This window comes from Bacillus sp. CH140a_4T, assembly GCF_008923725.1.
In the GTDB taxonomy this organism is placed as follows: domain Bacteria; phylum Bacillota; class Bacilli; order Bacillales; family Bacillaceae_G; genus Bacillus_A.
Window position 1 is genome coordinate 298,965 of the sequence record NZ_WBPF01000021.1, and the last position, 14,013, is coordinate 312,977.

18 protein-coding genes and 2 pseudogenes are annotated in these 14,013 nt (G+C 33.0%); 6 read left to right on the top strand and 14 right to left on the bottom strand.

The features are described from left to right. Positions 1–357 precede the first annotated feature (357 nt). Positions 358–1,209: a peptidylprolyl isomerase PrsA gene (locus F8162_RS23280; protein ID WP_151630288.1), complete on the bottom strand. Its 852-nt coding sequence runs from the start codon at positions 1,207–1,209 to the stop codon at positions 358–360. A 323-nt stretch (positions 1,210–1,532) separates the two neighbouring features. On the opposite strand from F8162_RS23280, the gene F8162_RS23285 reads away from it, so the two are divergent. Beyond that, on the top strand, positions 1,533–1,727 hold the full coding sequence (locus F8162_RS23285; RefSeq protein WP_151630287.1) for a hypothetical protein: 195 nt from the start codon (positions 1,533–1,535) through the stop codon (positions 1,725–1,727). Between the two features lie 852 nt (positions 1,728–2,579). Here the strand turns inward: F8162_RS23285 and F8162_RS23290 are convergent. The 6 genes from F8162_RS23290 to F8162_RS23320 form a co-directional block, all read right to left on the bottom strand. Further along, entirely contained in the window at positions 2,580–3,116 is a 537-nt protein-coding gene (locus F8162_RS23290) for a C1q-like domain-containing protein (protein ID WP_151630286.1), read from the bottom strand. A 241-nt stretch (positions 3,117–3,357) separates the two neighbouring features. Continuing rightward, positions 3,358–3,669 carry a hypothetical protein gene (locus tag F8162_RS23300; protein WP_151630284.1) on the bottom strand — a complete coding sequence of 104 codons (312 nt, stop codon included), beginning with the start codon at positions 3,667–3,669 and terminating at the stop codon, positions 3,358–3,360. Next, entirely contained in the window at positions 3,651–4,673 is a 1,023-nt protein-coding gene (locus F8162_RS23305) for an anti-sigma factor (protein ID WP_151630283.1), read from the bottom strand. The genes F8162_RS23300 and F8162_RS23305 overlap by 19 nt, the downstream gene beginning before the upstream one ends. Further along, a complete protein-coding gene (locus F8162_RS23310; RefSeq protein ID WP_151630282.1) occupies positions 4,663–5,163 on the bottom strand; it encodes a sigma-70 family RNA polymerase sigma factor in 501 nt (166 codons plus the stop codon). The genes F8162_RS23305 and F8162_RS23310 overlap by 11 nt, the downstream gene beginning before the upstream one ends. 605 nt (positions 5,164–5,768) lie before the next feature. After that, the gene (locus tag F8162_RS23315; RefSeq protein ID WP_151630281.1) at positions 5,769–6,014 is read right to left on the bottom strand and encodes a DUF3947 family protein; all 246 of its coding nucleotides are present in this window, start codon (positions 6,012–6,014) and stop codon (positions 5,769–5,771) included. A 341-nt stretch (positions 6,015–6,355) separates the two neighbouring features. After that, positions 6,356–6,754: a CHRD domain-containing protein gene (locus tag F8162_RS23320; protein WP_151630280.1), complete on the bottom strand. Its 399-nt coding sequence runs from the start codon at positions 6,752–6,754 to the stop codon at positions 6,356–6,358. 200 nt (positions 6,755–6,954) lie between these two features. On the opposite strand from F8162_RS23320, the gene F8162_RS23325 reads away from it, so the two are divergent. Continuing rightward, a complete protein-coding gene (locus F8162_RS23325; RefSeq protein ID WP_000443219.1) occupies positions 6,955–7,092 on the top strand; it encodes a DUF3956 family protein in 138 nt (45 codons plus the stop codon). Between the two features lie 123 nt (positions 7,093–7,215). Here the strand turns inward: F8162_RS23325 and F8162_RS23330 are convergent, their stop codons facing one another. Further along, positions 7,216–7,491 (bottom strand): hypothetical protein, encoded by a 276-nt coding sequence (locus tag F8162_RS23330; RefSeq protein ID WP_000525902.1) that lies wholly within the window; start codon positions 7,489–7,491, stop codon positions 7,216–7,218. Between the two features lie 77 nt (positions 7,492–7,568). Further along, positions 7,569–7,847, bottom strand: a complete 279-nt coding sequence (locus F8162_RS23335) for a hypothetical protein (protein ID WP_151630279.1) — start codon at positions 7,845–7,847, stop codon at positions 7,569–7,571. A gap of 726 nt (positions 7,848–8,573) precedes the next feature. On the opposite strand from F8162_RS23335, the gene F8162_RS23345 reads away from it, so the two are divergent. Further along, positions 8,574–9,182 (top strand): hypothetical protein, encoded by a 609-nt coding sequence (locus tag F8162_RS23345; protein WP_151630277.1) that lies wholly within the window; start codon positions 8,574–8,576, stop codon positions 9,180–9,182. Between the two features lie 280 nt (positions 9,183–9,462). On the opposite strand, the pseudogene F8162_RS29150 reads toward F8162_RS23345, so the two are convergent. Continuing rightward, positions 9,463–9,555, bottom strand: a pseudogene (locus tag F8162_RS29150) (recombinase family protein); the annotation flags it as partial. Between the two features lie 163 nt (positions 9,556–9,718). Next, entirely contained in the window at positions 9,719–9,952 is a 234-nt protein-coding gene (locus F8162_RS23355) for a hypothetical protein (RefSeq protein ID WP_151630276.1), read from the bottom strand. 353 nt (positions 9,953–10,305) lie between these two features. On the opposite strand from F8162_RS23355, the gene F8162_RS23360 reads away from it, so the two are divergent. Next, on the top strand, positions 10,306–10,443 hold the full coding sequence (locus tag F8162_RS23360; protein WP_080377444.1) for a DUF3956 domain-containing protein: 138 nt from the start codon (positions 10,306–10,308) through the stop codon (positions 10,441–10,443). A gap of 119 nt (positions 10,444–10,562) precedes the next feature. Here F8162_RS23360 and F8162_RS23370 read toward each other — a convergent pair whose 3' ends face one another. From F8162_RS23370 to F8162_RS23375, 3 genes and pseudogenes are all read right to left on the bottom strand, one after another. Then, positions 10,563–10,919 (bottom strand): hypothetical protein, encoded by a 357-nt coding sequence (locus F8162_RS23370; RefSeq protein WP_225990176.1) that lies wholly within the window; start codon positions 10,917–10,919, stop codon positions 10,563–10,565. Between the two features lie 72 nt (positions 10,920–10,991). After that, positions 10,992–11,246 (bottom strand): hypothetical protein, encoded by a 255-nt coding sequence (locus F8162_RS28900; RefSeq protein ID WP_192797660.1) that lies wholly within the window; start codon positions 11,244–11,246, stop codon positions 10,992–10,994. A gap of 753 nt (positions 11,247–11,999) precedes the next feature. Further along, a pseudogene (locus tag F8162_RS23375) lies at positions 12,000–12,569 on the bottom strand (hypothetical protein). 163 nt (positions 12,570–12,732) lie between these two features. Between F8162_RS23375 and F8162_RS23380 the strand changes: the two are divergent. Both F8162_RS23380 and F8162_RS23385 read left to right on the top strand, forming a co-directional pair. Beyond that, entirely contained in the window at positions 12,733–13,317 is a 585-nt protein-coding gene (locus F8162_RS23380) for a collagen-like protein (protein WP_151630273.1), read from the top strand. Positions 13,318–13,571: 254 nt separating this feature from the next. After that, on the top strand, positions 13,572–14,013 hold a 442-nt coding region (locus F8162_RS23385; protein ID WP_413226580.1), incomplete at its 3' end, for an exosporium leader peptide-containing protein.

The following is a 14,013-nucleotide window of genomic DNA, read 5'->3' on the forward strand; positions in this document are numbered from 1 at the left end:
ATTATTGTATGTTTCATTCTGCAAATTATGTTTATTAACACCAATAAAGTAAAACTTAAATCAATTCAAGTTTTGTTCATTCCCGGCTAATAATTAGCCCACGCAAATCATACTGCTTACAAATAGTGAAATACAATTAATAAATTAACTTTATATTTAATGAAATTAAACAAATAAAACATTATAATATCAATATTCTATGAAGTAATGATTAATCACCTTTATAAGAATTACATAAATTCCCATTGTAATTCTTAATATTTAAATGTAATATTGTATTGTCTTACTATCTATTTATAACTCACACACTAACTAGAAAAGGGAACCTATAAAGGTTCCCTTTTCTAATTACAGTCATTATTTCTTTTCTAGAAATTCAAATGTATTTTTAAAGTCTTTATCATTCACCTTAATATCAGCATCTTTCAATAAATCATTGACTACTTGTTGTTTCCATTTACCTGTTGTATCTTGTAGTCTTTGCTGTTCTAAATCTTTACGAATTTGATCTTTTACTTCATCAAATGGCTTCAATTCTTTTTTATCTGTCACTTTAATAATATGATAACCGTAAGTTGTCTTTACCGGATCACTTACTTGTCCTGCATCTAATTTATATGCAGCTTCCTCAAATTCTTTCACCGTTTGCCCTGGAGCAAAACCAGTTATATCTCCGCCTTGTTCTTTTGAACCAGTATCCTCTGAATATTGCTTCGCTAAAGCCGCAAAGTCTTCACCGTTACTTACTTTTTCTTTCACTTCTTTAGCAGTCTTTTCATCTTTCACTAAAATGTGACTTACCTTCATCTCTGGTTTATAGTTATCTTTTACATCTTTTTCTGTAACAGTCGATTTAATTGCTTTCTCAAATGCGATTTCTGGCTTCATTTTTTCTTTTAATTCATCTTCATTTTTCAATCCAACTTGCTCTAAAGTCGATTTGAAGTTGTCACCCATTTTATCTTTTGCTTCTTCTACTTGTTTTTTTGCTTCCTCATCTGAAACTTTATATTTATCTAGCAACGCCTTACTTAACACCATTTGGTATAAAGTACTTTCCCCATATTTTTGTCTTAATTCCTTACTTAACTCTTTCTCTGTAACATTTCCTACTTTTGATGTTACTACGTTGTCTGAGGAACCACATGCCGATAATGCCAGTACTACGCATGAAATAATTGTTCCTAAAAATAGCTTTTTCTTTTTCAATTCAAAATACCTCACTTTTATTATTATATAAGAATAACTATACAGTATACTTGTGTTAACAATGTGTTTTCCACATGTAATTCATTTCATTTGAAAAAACTATGTATCATGTTCTTTTTGTTCAAATATTACAGGGGATCGATATTTTTTTCAAAATATACAATTTACCAGTTATACTTCTACTAATTTGCTACATAATGATCACGCTATAAAGCTCCATATCATTATCAACTCAACTAAAATTTCATATTATATATTAATAAGACTTTATAATTGAAACAAAAAAATGCAGTATACAATACTGCATCTTAGGAGCTGATTTCATGAAAAAAAAACCGATCGTGGTCAAAGTTCCACCAAATTCCAAACTAAAAATTACATTCTTCGGCCCTTGTAACGAGGTAATTACCAATGTTTCTATAATTAATCAACTTTCCACACCTAAGTGTCAAACTATTACGCAATATCCAGACTATAAGAAATACGAAACGGAAGTGCGATCACTATCTGGTTGTTAATCTGTACTATTCATAATCCTAACTATTTAGTTAGCTAAACAACTTCGGTAAATACCACAATTACTCATTTCATGATATTCCATTGATAATCTATTGATTTTTCACACGTTTTTATTAACCGAGCATATATTATCGTATGGAGATTATCCACTCATAAAACCTATCTTTCTTTAGAGCGTACCATTTGTGTATGCTCTTTTTTATTTATCCCTCATCCTGTACATATAAACCTGTTCACTTTTATATTTCACGTGTGATAAATCCACCTGCTCTTTATAAACAATTTAATCAAGGTGTACCGAGCAATACTCCTTTATTAATTATACTCTCACTCCTCTGTTACATTAGTATATTTATTCAAACGTGATTCATCTAAAACATTTCCCTTCTAAATTGACCATAGATGAATTAAAATCTTTATATACTCAAGGAGGTCAAACATGTTCAAGTTGCATCCAATACTACTCATCTTAGGATTTATTTTATTTTTATATAGTGTAATTTCCTTACTGTTATTCCTTTCCATACAATAACAGTACCTACACAAACCTACGTTAAATATGTAATTTCTATATAGTAAAGAAAAAAGACGTAAAATAACTAGCAAATGTAATGGTAAAGAACTTTCACCATCATGTTACTAGTTTCGTTGTACTCTTTTTATTATCTATAGAAAATATAATACTCAAAATAAGATAGCTCTTTCCCCCTTACTTCCTATCATCCGAAATGCTGCTGAAATAAACTAGATTTAACCTATTTACTTATATATTTTAGAAAAACAATAATAATCCCCTACCATTTGGTAAAGGGGATTCACTAAACCTACTGAAAATTATTTTATTCTCTTCTTTATTTAATTGGAGAAGGGAATCTTGCCGCTTCAAAATGTGAACCGTCTTCTGAAGGACTTAAAACTCCGTCTATGCTACTTTGCGCATAAACCTCAACTTGATCTCCTTCATTCAATTGAATGATTGTCGAAACACTTACTACATTTCCAAAACTGATTGGACCGAAAAAGTCATTATCTATAGCTATTGCTGCGTTTCCATTCACACGAATTTCTACACGAGCTCTATAATTTAAGGTAGGATCGTTTGGAAAGAAACCAATCGTTCCAATAATAGAGTAAACCCCTCTAGTCTTCGGAATAAAAATAGAAGTTGCGGGATTATACTCATTTGCCAAATCAAATTGTTCATTTTGGAACAATACCTTTACAAAAGTATTGGCAGGAACCGTTTGATCCACCGTATTTCTAGCTCTAAATGCTGATACCCTAACAAACTTATCCTTATTGTCATTACACTTACTCGTGTTCTTACAACAATCATGCTGTTCCTTTTTATACTCTTTACAATACTTACAGTAGTAATAGCAATACATACTAGTTCCCCCTTCATGCTTATTACTACATATTATGTAAAAGGAATTCGTGATGATTGGACGAGCTATTGTTTTAGCATTATACTAGTCGCCTATTTATATACACTTGAGAGGAAATCATATTAATAAAAACACAACCTAGATGTATAGTGCAATCCATTCAAATTTAATGGATTCTTCTCTTATCTATTTTACTTTCAATACAAAAAGAGCGAATCTACATTCGCTCTTCCCCACATATTTATGGCCCAAAGCTTATCATCCAACCTAACATAAATCCAAATACAGCAAACAGCAGCATAAAAACAAATAAACTACATGCCCACAATGCATATTTTCGACTTTTGCTTTTTGTAATCATACCTACAACTGAGCACACCACTCCAATCCCAACTATTTGCAGAAAACCTTTACCTATGAATGTTTCTTGAATAAGCAATATAATGTTCAAATACAATAACGCTAGAAAGGCAATAATTAATGAAATAGTCCCCATCCACGTTTCCTGTTTATAAATATAATTCTTTCTTTTTTTTAAGAATGCCAATTCCATAACCTCACTTCACCTACTTTCAAGTTTCTAACTTTTTCATGGCTCATCAATTTTTCAATTTCTACTTTAGGCCCAGTTACAACTGCCCCGTATGTTTTTACCCCATTTTTTTCAAGGAAAGAAATACGCTTTGACAACTCTAATACTTTCGCTCTAGATAGCTTCACTGCTAAATTTTCATGCTTCTGTAATGACTTTAAAACATCAATGAATTGTTCCTCATGAGATGAATCACTTGCAAAAGCACCACTTGGCATTGAAATTATATCTGCTGGAAAACCAATCGGGGCTACATACATCCCCTCATTATTCATTTGCTTCTCCTCTAATCCTGTATTAACGGCATACCACACAATATCAATAGTAGAAAACATATCTGTTACCTCTTGTACACTTAATAATTCCCTAAAAGATACAAATGCTTCTACAACAGATTCTTGCGGAAGGCCTTTTAATACTTGCGCTTCATCGCTACTATTGTACGACGTATTATAGTTATTAGGGTGAGACAACACCTCGTTATCTGCATATAGGATTTCTGGAATTTTTTCATCTGTTGTATATTCACGACTTACTTTTGTCGCTCTACTAAATACATAATCTGTTTTCTCTTCCCCTATTCGAATATCTTTCTTGCCTACTCTTTTATACAAATCAAAATGCAATTGCAAACTAAGAGGTAACAATGTTTGCTCCATATCCCTATCTTTCAAAAATACATTTGGTTCTGTTACACTTAACGTTTGATTTACTACATTCCGTATCTCCATTGCGTTTGTAGGTGCCAATGTATAATATAAGAGTGTAGATATATATAAAATAGGTTGAATAAGTAATAAAAAAGTAAATACAATTAAAACATTCGTAATACGTGCTCTTTTTTTACCTATTTTCAACACTTGCTCCTGTTTTCCATCAGGAAGTGAAGCCGATCTTTGATGAAGAGCTTCTTGTAACAATTCTTTATAATCATCTTGTTCAGAATGAGATTTATCATTTGTCATTTTGACTCTTTTCCTCCTTTAACAATTCTTTTAATCTCTTTCTCCCACGAAATACGTGACTTTTATACGTGTTTAACTTTAAATCTAATACAGACGCACCCTCTTCGTACGTTAATTGATGTACGTCACATAATAAAATAGCTTGTGCCTCCACCACCGGCAAAGTATGAATAATCTGAATTAATTTTTCGTAACTATTTTTTGCGACTACGTACTCTTCTGTAGATTCCCCCGCTTGTATTGTCTCTAATTCCTCTGTTCCTACAAAAGTTTCTTTTTTCTCTTTCCTAACAAAATCAATAAACGTATGATATGCCACTTTAAAAAGCCACGATTTTACCTTTTGATTTTCATAGTCTTCTAAATAAAGATACGCTCGATAAAAAGTCTCTTGCATCAAGTCCTCCGCTACGTGATGACTGCGAGAAAGGGAAAATAAATACCGATACACATCGTTTATATAAACCTTATATATTTCTTCAATCTCCATCCCCCTCCTCCTTTCATATATAACACGAATAAGCAAAATAAAAAGTTGCATTATTTTTCCTTTTTTCTTTTTATTTATAAAAAAGAAACATCATTTATACATTTCAATAACTATTTACAATTATAAACAATATATGTGATGTTATGACTATATATATCCTTCAAAATCAGTAAAAAACAGTTCTGATGTTCGCCTGTTCTTGTATTTTAATAATCATAGGATAATCGTACTGCATGATATACTTCGTTGTTGCGTCTCGACCTGATTCGCATAAGTATATGTTCATATATCCTTTCATAAAGAGCCATTAACCATCATTTGTCATGATAAAATAATTCACATTCTTTTTTAATCGGTATCTTCTCATCAAAAAACTCCATTTATAGTATGTACGGAGATTATCACATCGGTTATTTCCAATTAGTAGGTGGGGACTATTTGACGCCTGCATATACACCTCGCCATTTACGAGTAATAAGACCCATCCAAAATAATTCGGCACATGCGAGAAAGTTAGGTAGGAGCCGGGTTACCCATATATGTCCAATTGATGAGGACTAATAATCAATTTGGGATACCTGCCCCCTACTAATTAAACTTTCAATTTATAGATTAAATACAGTTCCATATGGGATAGTAAGAAAAGAACTTCCATACGGTGTGATTTGATGCACTGGGTAAAAATACTCCATAGATGAATAATACGGCTGGATACCTTGTTGCTGCATTTGTTGTTGCATTTGTAACGCTTGTTGAACAGCTTGAACTGTACTTTGTGCTCCGCTAAACGTTATTGATGTACCATACGCTGGTCGTATACCTGCTGGAGAAGCAAAATATGAATAAAACATTATTTTCAGCTCACTTCCGTAAAAGTAATTACAATTTATGTTATGATTCTTTATTTCAGTGGGTGCCGAGAGTTAATCTATTAGATTTGATTAGGTTTAAAGATTTTTATTATCTGTTACACTTTCATATTTCATTTACAAGGTTCCTCTACTAATACTAATTTAAATTTTGGAGGGGCATTTCATTAACAAGTTTCTGATAATTACTTTTTAAATTCGACTACTTTCGAAATTATGGAAATGAATGTTCAAGATTACTAAAAGTAGATTACTTATCTATACACCCACCACAAAATAAAAACACCCTAAACGGATGTTTTATTTTTCACTACTTTAATTCATTAACAATAATTCAATTGTCCTCGAATTTCACCATTAGGATGTTGTACTGTATGAACATTAATATATATGTTTCCAGAGATGATTTCATTTACAAGGTTACCTAATGTTTGACCCGCTAACGGCCCAATCAAATCATCTTGAGTAATCATTCCTGTGAGGGTTGCACAATCTATTGAAACTGGATTTGTTATAGGTCCAAATAAAAAAGCTACAACAGGACCGTTCGTTCCTGTTGATCCAAGATGCAGATGAGCAACTACTACATCCTCTATATCGAATAAATCTAATTTGAATTTTAGGCTAAGCTTGTCCAGGTTTAATTTAAAGAAAGCCTCTCCTCGAGCATCTGTTTCTACTGGTGGAACTTCATTCCTACCGCGTAACTTTGCAAAGAACATATTTACCACTCCTACGTTTTTATATACTCCTAATATATTCTTGCCCTTCATAAATGGTGTTAATAAATCAGCTGTTACTCTACTTAAATTTTTTATACCATAGGTTAAATTATCAATTCTATTAAATTCAACAATCCTAATATTATGTATTAAAGTTTTATCCGTATACTATATTAGATTACTCGAAAGGAGGCGTAAGTATGGAAAGTTGTGTTTTGTTCGTTAATGGACAACCTCTTTTAGTGGTCTCAGTCGCTGGAATCGAAATTGCTAGATTAGAACTTTCTCTTCAAGTAGCATTGACCCTAATAGCATTGGGAATTCCAATCTGTGCATAAACGTTAAGTATCTATTCAAAAGAGAGCTTAGGCTCTCTTTTTTATTTATATCTTTCCTTCACAACAAAAAAGACGCCACTAAAATCACGGCATCGCGTAAAATAATTGCTATTTATTTAATCATTACTTCACTAGCAACCCTAATTCATATAGAATTTCTGAGAACGAATAGCCATATGCAAAACCTACAATACGAATCCCTGGAATCCATCTATGTTCTAAATTTTCATTGTATGTTTTCTTATAATACTTTAATTTAGAATCTATACTGTATTTGTCGTTAATAATTACTTCATCGCTATGAAATCCATCCATTTCAATCTGAACAGCTACGTACTCTGCTCCTTCAATAAAGGCTTTATTATAACACTTTTCTAATTCTTCTAATGTCATCCCCATTATTAACCTCCTATTCATCACCTTCTAAATTCCTTTGCAAAATAAAAAAGCAGCTGTTATGCTACTTTACATTCATTTTAGCTCCAAGAGAAATGATATATATATTCCCTCGTTATACTTTGATTAATCCCAGTTATTCTTGCAAACCGCATTAAGTCCGCCCCTTGAAGAAAATACATCGCAAGCATTACTGGCACTTGCGACCACATAAACTGATAAAGCTCCTCGACTCTCAGGTTTGTCGAAACAATTAAATCATTTACAGGTCCTTGATTCCATACAGAAGTTCTAACTGAACTAAACGGAAGATCTTTCCCATTAACCACTATTCGTGCCATACTTTGAGTTATATCCACATCAATTCCTCCATCATTACAAAAATCGGACCTGTGTATTTACTCCTATTGTTATAAATATTCTTGACTTTCATAAATGACTAAGGCAAACCTCTATTTTTCGTTTCTATTCAAATGAATTTATTTCATACAGTAAATAGCTAAATGAAATTTTAGTATTACTCTCCCGCAACTTCCGTATTATTTAGATATTTTATACCCTTGTTCACTTTTTACAACCGGTATGCAAAATTACATATCTTATTATCTCAATATCACTTTATTAACTACAATTCGATAGAGATCTATTTCAATCACCTGACAAATCAGCATTTGTCATTTAATTCCTTATTTAAAATTCCACCTCTTTATTTTTAAACACTATATTCGAATAATTATATTGGAATTTCTTGTTGTATACACATCTATCTTTTTCAGGTATTATATACGAGAAGAGTAAGGTAAGAGTTACTCTTTGCCATTTTAGGAAAGGTCCTGTTGGAAACAACAGGACCTTTTTTCGTATAATTGCATTTCCGTTTATTTCCACCTTATAACCATTTATCAAAAACACTTTGCTCACGTCACACACATCTGTAAATCAATGAATATGCATGCGCTTTATAAAGAAAATAAAAAAGCACGTTATTCGTCATTTTAACGATAGCGCGCTTCACTCACCTCCTTAAAAATGCAGGATTTCCCTTTCCAATATCGAATTAGTAATGTTTGGAAAGGGGGTGTACCATGGCGGAAATTAAAGTGGGACTTACACAATTTTTAGACTTCACCTTGAAAAGTAGTGCAGCTAAAACAAATTTTGTAAAGAATATAAAATCTCAACCTGAATATCACCCGGTTTTTGATTACTGGAAACAATTGCGAGAAACTGTTATTAAATTTCATAAAAACAAACTACCTTTTGACTGTTTTGATACATTAGTACAAACTGTTGACCAGAAGAAAAAGCAAAACTACATTGATGTTATAAGGCAGTACAAAAAATTTATTAAAAACAAAGACGTCTCTTGGTTTGATCCAGGTAAATCACATTGGTTATCAGATAATTTAATCGTCCGCTCGTCACCTGAACTCGGTTTGCTCATTAATGATGAGCCGCATCTTATTAAACTGTTTTTCAAAGGAAAAAAAGAGCGAATTGATAAATATAACATCAACTCAACACTAACATTATTAAATGAATCAACATTTTCAAATGAATATAAAGATGTGAATTATACAGTCCTTAACATCCAAAAGAACAGAATGTATACGAATAACTCTATTAATAATGATCATTTAATAGCTCTTGAATCAGAAGCCCACCAACTTTCTTATTTATGGAATAAGGTGTAAAAGAGTATAGTTATCTATTTCAATACCTTGTTCATGCGTAATTAGGGCACAATTTCCACAAATCTAATTCGTTTCTTTTAAGTGAAGCTCACCTTCTTGTTTCTCACAAACAATGCAGGGTGGGCTTTTTTTGAATACAGTTTCTTTATCCATTTCAACATCCTAATTATCCCCCTCTGAAAGAATAATATAATGATCTTTTTCTACCACATCTGCATTAGCCCCCTGACTTCTTAACCGCTAAGTAATTCGTAAGATGTTCTTATGATCCCTTTCCAACTAACTGGTTAGCACCCGCCATGACAGTGAGCAGAAAAGTACTGTATGGGTTATCACTAGTCGTATCAATCTAAGTATCTTTCATCGATTTAATTAAATTCCGATTACTCTATTATATCCATATAAGGTAGAGCCATTCGGGACATTGTTTTCGTTTGTTTTGTTAAATGACAAATAAAATCGAAACTGCATCCTTCTAGTTAATAAGTACTAATTAAAAAAGAGTGCTATTAAGATAAGCACTCTTTCAAAAGACTTTACCAATCTCGATGTTCACCATGATCATGATTACGTCTACAACGACACTCGTCACGATCGCGGTCATGATTACGTCTACGACGACACTTGTCACAATCGCAGTCATGATTACGTCTACAATGACATTCGTTAAAATCGTTTCTTCTGTGTCTACGACCGCATCCACAAAATACCAAATCATCCCAAAAACTTTTACAATCTCGAGAATGCCCAAAATTATTATTCCATCCCATAGATATGATTCCCTCCTCTAAAAATAGAATTCATCATATTCTATGATTAAAAGGTGAAAACAGCTTGTTTACTAGTCTATGTTTTATGTTTTATGTTTTATGTTTTATGTTTTATGTTTTATGTTTTATGTTTTATGTTTTATGTTTTATGTTTTATGTTTTATGTTTTATGTTTTAGACTAATAATATTTCAATTTGCAAGTCTATCCCACTCCTCTATTTTCAATAGTTGTGTTCGTTTGTTTTGTTTAAATGGGCTAATCTATTAATTTTTTTAAATCAATTAATCCGACTATTACATATTAAAATTTAATCCATATACTATAGTAGATTGCTAGAAAGGAGGCGTAACCATGGATAGTTGCGTTTTGTTTGTAAATGGACAACCTTTTTTAGTTCTTTCAGTAGCTGGTATTGAAATTGCTAGATTAGAGATTTCTCTTCAAGTAGCATTAGCTTTAAGAGTGCTCGGGATACCAATCTGCGATTAATTACCGTACCGCTAAAAAAGAGAGCATTAGCTCTCTTTTTTATTTTCCCCTTATCTTTCCTTAACAACAAACAAGACGTCACCAAGATCACGGTATCGCCTACGATAATTGCTATTTGTTTAATCATTTTGATATGATCTAACTCTTGCTAACTGAGCCATTTCCTTACTTACCATACTCACAACATCATCTGCAGCTTCATAAGTCTTTTTGAATATATCTGCTTTACATGGATAAATCTCACCATTAACACCTTTAATGATGTAATCTCCACCTTTACCAATCATTACACCTTCTAAAGTTTGTATTTCACAATAAGCTTCGTCAATTCCGTATCTTTTGTAATTGCAATTATGAAGAACAATAGCATTAGATGATACTTTATCCATAAACCAATCTGGTATAGAGTCTACATAAAACTTAAATGCTTCTATTACTACTGGCTTCTTTTTATGCTCCACCACATAAATGTCCATTTTGTCCATCTTCATGTTTAATGTGTAATTTCTATATAACAAAGAAAAAAGCACCCGTTTTGGATGCTTTTTTTAGTAAACTCTCTTTACGATGTATACCACTTTCCGGTTAACCTGATGGCTATAATCATAATGTGTATGCGAATATGTATCTAATCTATTAAAAATTTTATATTTATCTTCACTGTTCATATCGAATGAACGATTTTGATCACAAAGAACCATTATATTATCTCGAGCATTATCCATAAAAATAGCTAATTCTCTTCCCGTATAAACTTTTTCAACTTCTAATTCTTTTCTAACCTCATTATCGTAGTATGACATTTCTCCATCTCTCCTTAATATTCTTTTATATCCCCAGGTTACATTTAGAATACCACGATAAAAATCCAACACTCAAACTGTCTGGTTTCATCTAAAAAAATAAAAAAAGCCACCACCGGAGTGATAGCTTTCTTTCAAGGGGATAGGAATTAATCCTTAATAACACATTTGTACTCAATAGATAGGTAAATGAACTAGCCTAGTGGCAACAAACAATATTCAAAAGCTATTTTCAGATTCATAACCAATTTTAAGTACTTCTTTTAATATTACTAGCGTCTAATGATTTGAGCAGTTAGCTTTTGCTAGCTGTTCTTTTACTTTGTGAAAACGTACCAAACTCGCAGTAGATACATATAATATTCTGTGTTCCTATCTTTATAAATTGAAATAGTCATTACAAAATAAATCTCGTCACGAGAGCACTTTATTAAGTGCTCTTTTTGGTTTTAAACTAACAAAAAATGAATTTTTTACCACATGGGTAATTGTTACATATCTAACGCATATGCATTATAATTGAATAGGTATTGTGTATTGGCATTAAGAGGAGCACCCTGGTCAAGTGCTTCTCTTTTTTATAAAATAGCATTTTTGTTCAAAATGATGACCTTATTTATTTGGACGCATTTACCAGTACTTTTACCAAAAAATTCATGATATCGTTAATTAGTCGAGTACGTCATTACTTGACGATTACCCTTAGGAGCCCCGCAGACAATCGGGGTTTCTTTTATTTAAATAAGGATTTTGCTATAAAGTCACTGCTTCTGCTGCAGGTTTGTTTTTTTCTAATTGTTCAATGGCCATTTGTAATCCCAACCAGTAGCCAATTAAACGACGCGGCAATCTTTTACCAAAATCCAATAAATCTTCTAGTGCTTCCGAATCTAATGAGCTATTATGATAAACATCATTTAACCAAAAATGGTAACTTTCCATAGATGTACTCTCACCAATGGCTGAAATAATTCCATCGTATATTTCTTGTCCGTCCTCCCTTTCGTTTATATCATATTCTTTCCAATATTCATCAAGTTCCTTTTTAGCCTTTTCTTCATCGAAATTCCAACGCCCCTCACAAAATGCCGTTAACTTTCCAGTGAAATATCCTAAATTGAATCCTTTAATATTTTCTAATGTTGCTGGACATGTAAGGTTATACACCGCTTCACCAATATCACCAGAAACAAACACGTTGTATCCAGAAAGGACAAATTTAGTGCGATAGATTCCTGTTCAAGGCTTGCCCCAATAAATAACCTGCAACCCTTCTTCACCTTGAATTTCGGCTACATGATCTTCAAACCAATTCTCTTTAATATCTTATGGAGCAGTTAGACTGGGCTAACTGCTCTTTTATTTATGACAAAATGAAATTTTTGTTGTAAAACTCAGTACAAATGGACAAGCATACAAGCTGATAAAATTTAAAATTCATAAAATAATTTATGCTATTAAAATTTTATATAAATGAGGTGATATTTTGGATTCACATAAAAAACGGCGCTCATGCAAAGAACGATCTCACTATACTACTGGGCCTACCGGAGCTACCGGGTCTACTGGAATCACCGGGCCTACTGGTATCACTGGGCCTACTGGTATCACCGGGCCTACTGGTATCACTGGGCCTACTGGTCCGGGAGCTATAGAATCTGCATTTAGGGCAAATTCAGCAGTTGACCCCCAATTTTTTACTTCTTTTGATTATCATACGGTGAATTATCCAAATGTACTTTTTGATATTAATAATGAATATGATGGTATAAATACTTTTACAGCCAAACAGGAAGGTTTATACCAAATTAATGCAAATTTTGCATTTGACACTGTAAACTCCAGTATTTCTTATTTTGCGATGTTTGATATATTTGTGAATAGTGATTCCGTTTGTAAAGATGTAATTAGAACTACTGGTTATGCTGGTTTTAGCTTATCCACTATATACCATTTAAATCCAGGTGATACCGTACGTGTAGCATTTGTCGCTTCAATAGATGGCAAAACTACAAGTTTCGCAGAACCAGCATCGTATAGTTTTTCTGCAGCAAGACTCCCATTACCTTAAGTTCTTACCAGTTCCTATACCCATACTCATAAATGAAGGGGAATTTTTAATAATATAAATTATATAAACAAAAATTCCCTTTCTATATTTTAGAAAGCCTGTTTAAAACTTTTAAATACATTTAGCAATAAAATAACGCTTTTATTAATTTTTCTTTTTAACACCAGTGCTCCATCCTTTATTAACCAATAATTTTCATATTCCACTTCCACTGGGCATCTATTAGTATAGAGTTAGTATACTGGAGGTGAATTATGTCAAAGGAGAATCAATTCGACTCTCATGAATACTTACATGGAGCTGCATTAGATCCAAGTTCGATTGGACCTACATTATCACCTACTCCAACATTTACAATACCAACTGGGCCTACTGGAAACACTGGACCTACTGGCGACACCGGGCCTACTGGCGACACTGGACCTACTGGTGTCACTGGACCTACTGGAAACACTGGGCCTACTGGTGTCACTGGACCTACTGGCGACACCGGGCCTACCGGACCACCTGATGGGCCACCTGGACCTACTGGAAACACTGGACCTACCGGCATCACTGGACCTACTGGAAACACTGGACCTACCGGCATCACTGGGCTTACTGGAACCACAGGACCTACCGGAATCACTGGGCCTACTGGAAACACTGGACCTACCGGCATCACTGGGCCTACTGGAACCACAGGACCTACCGGAA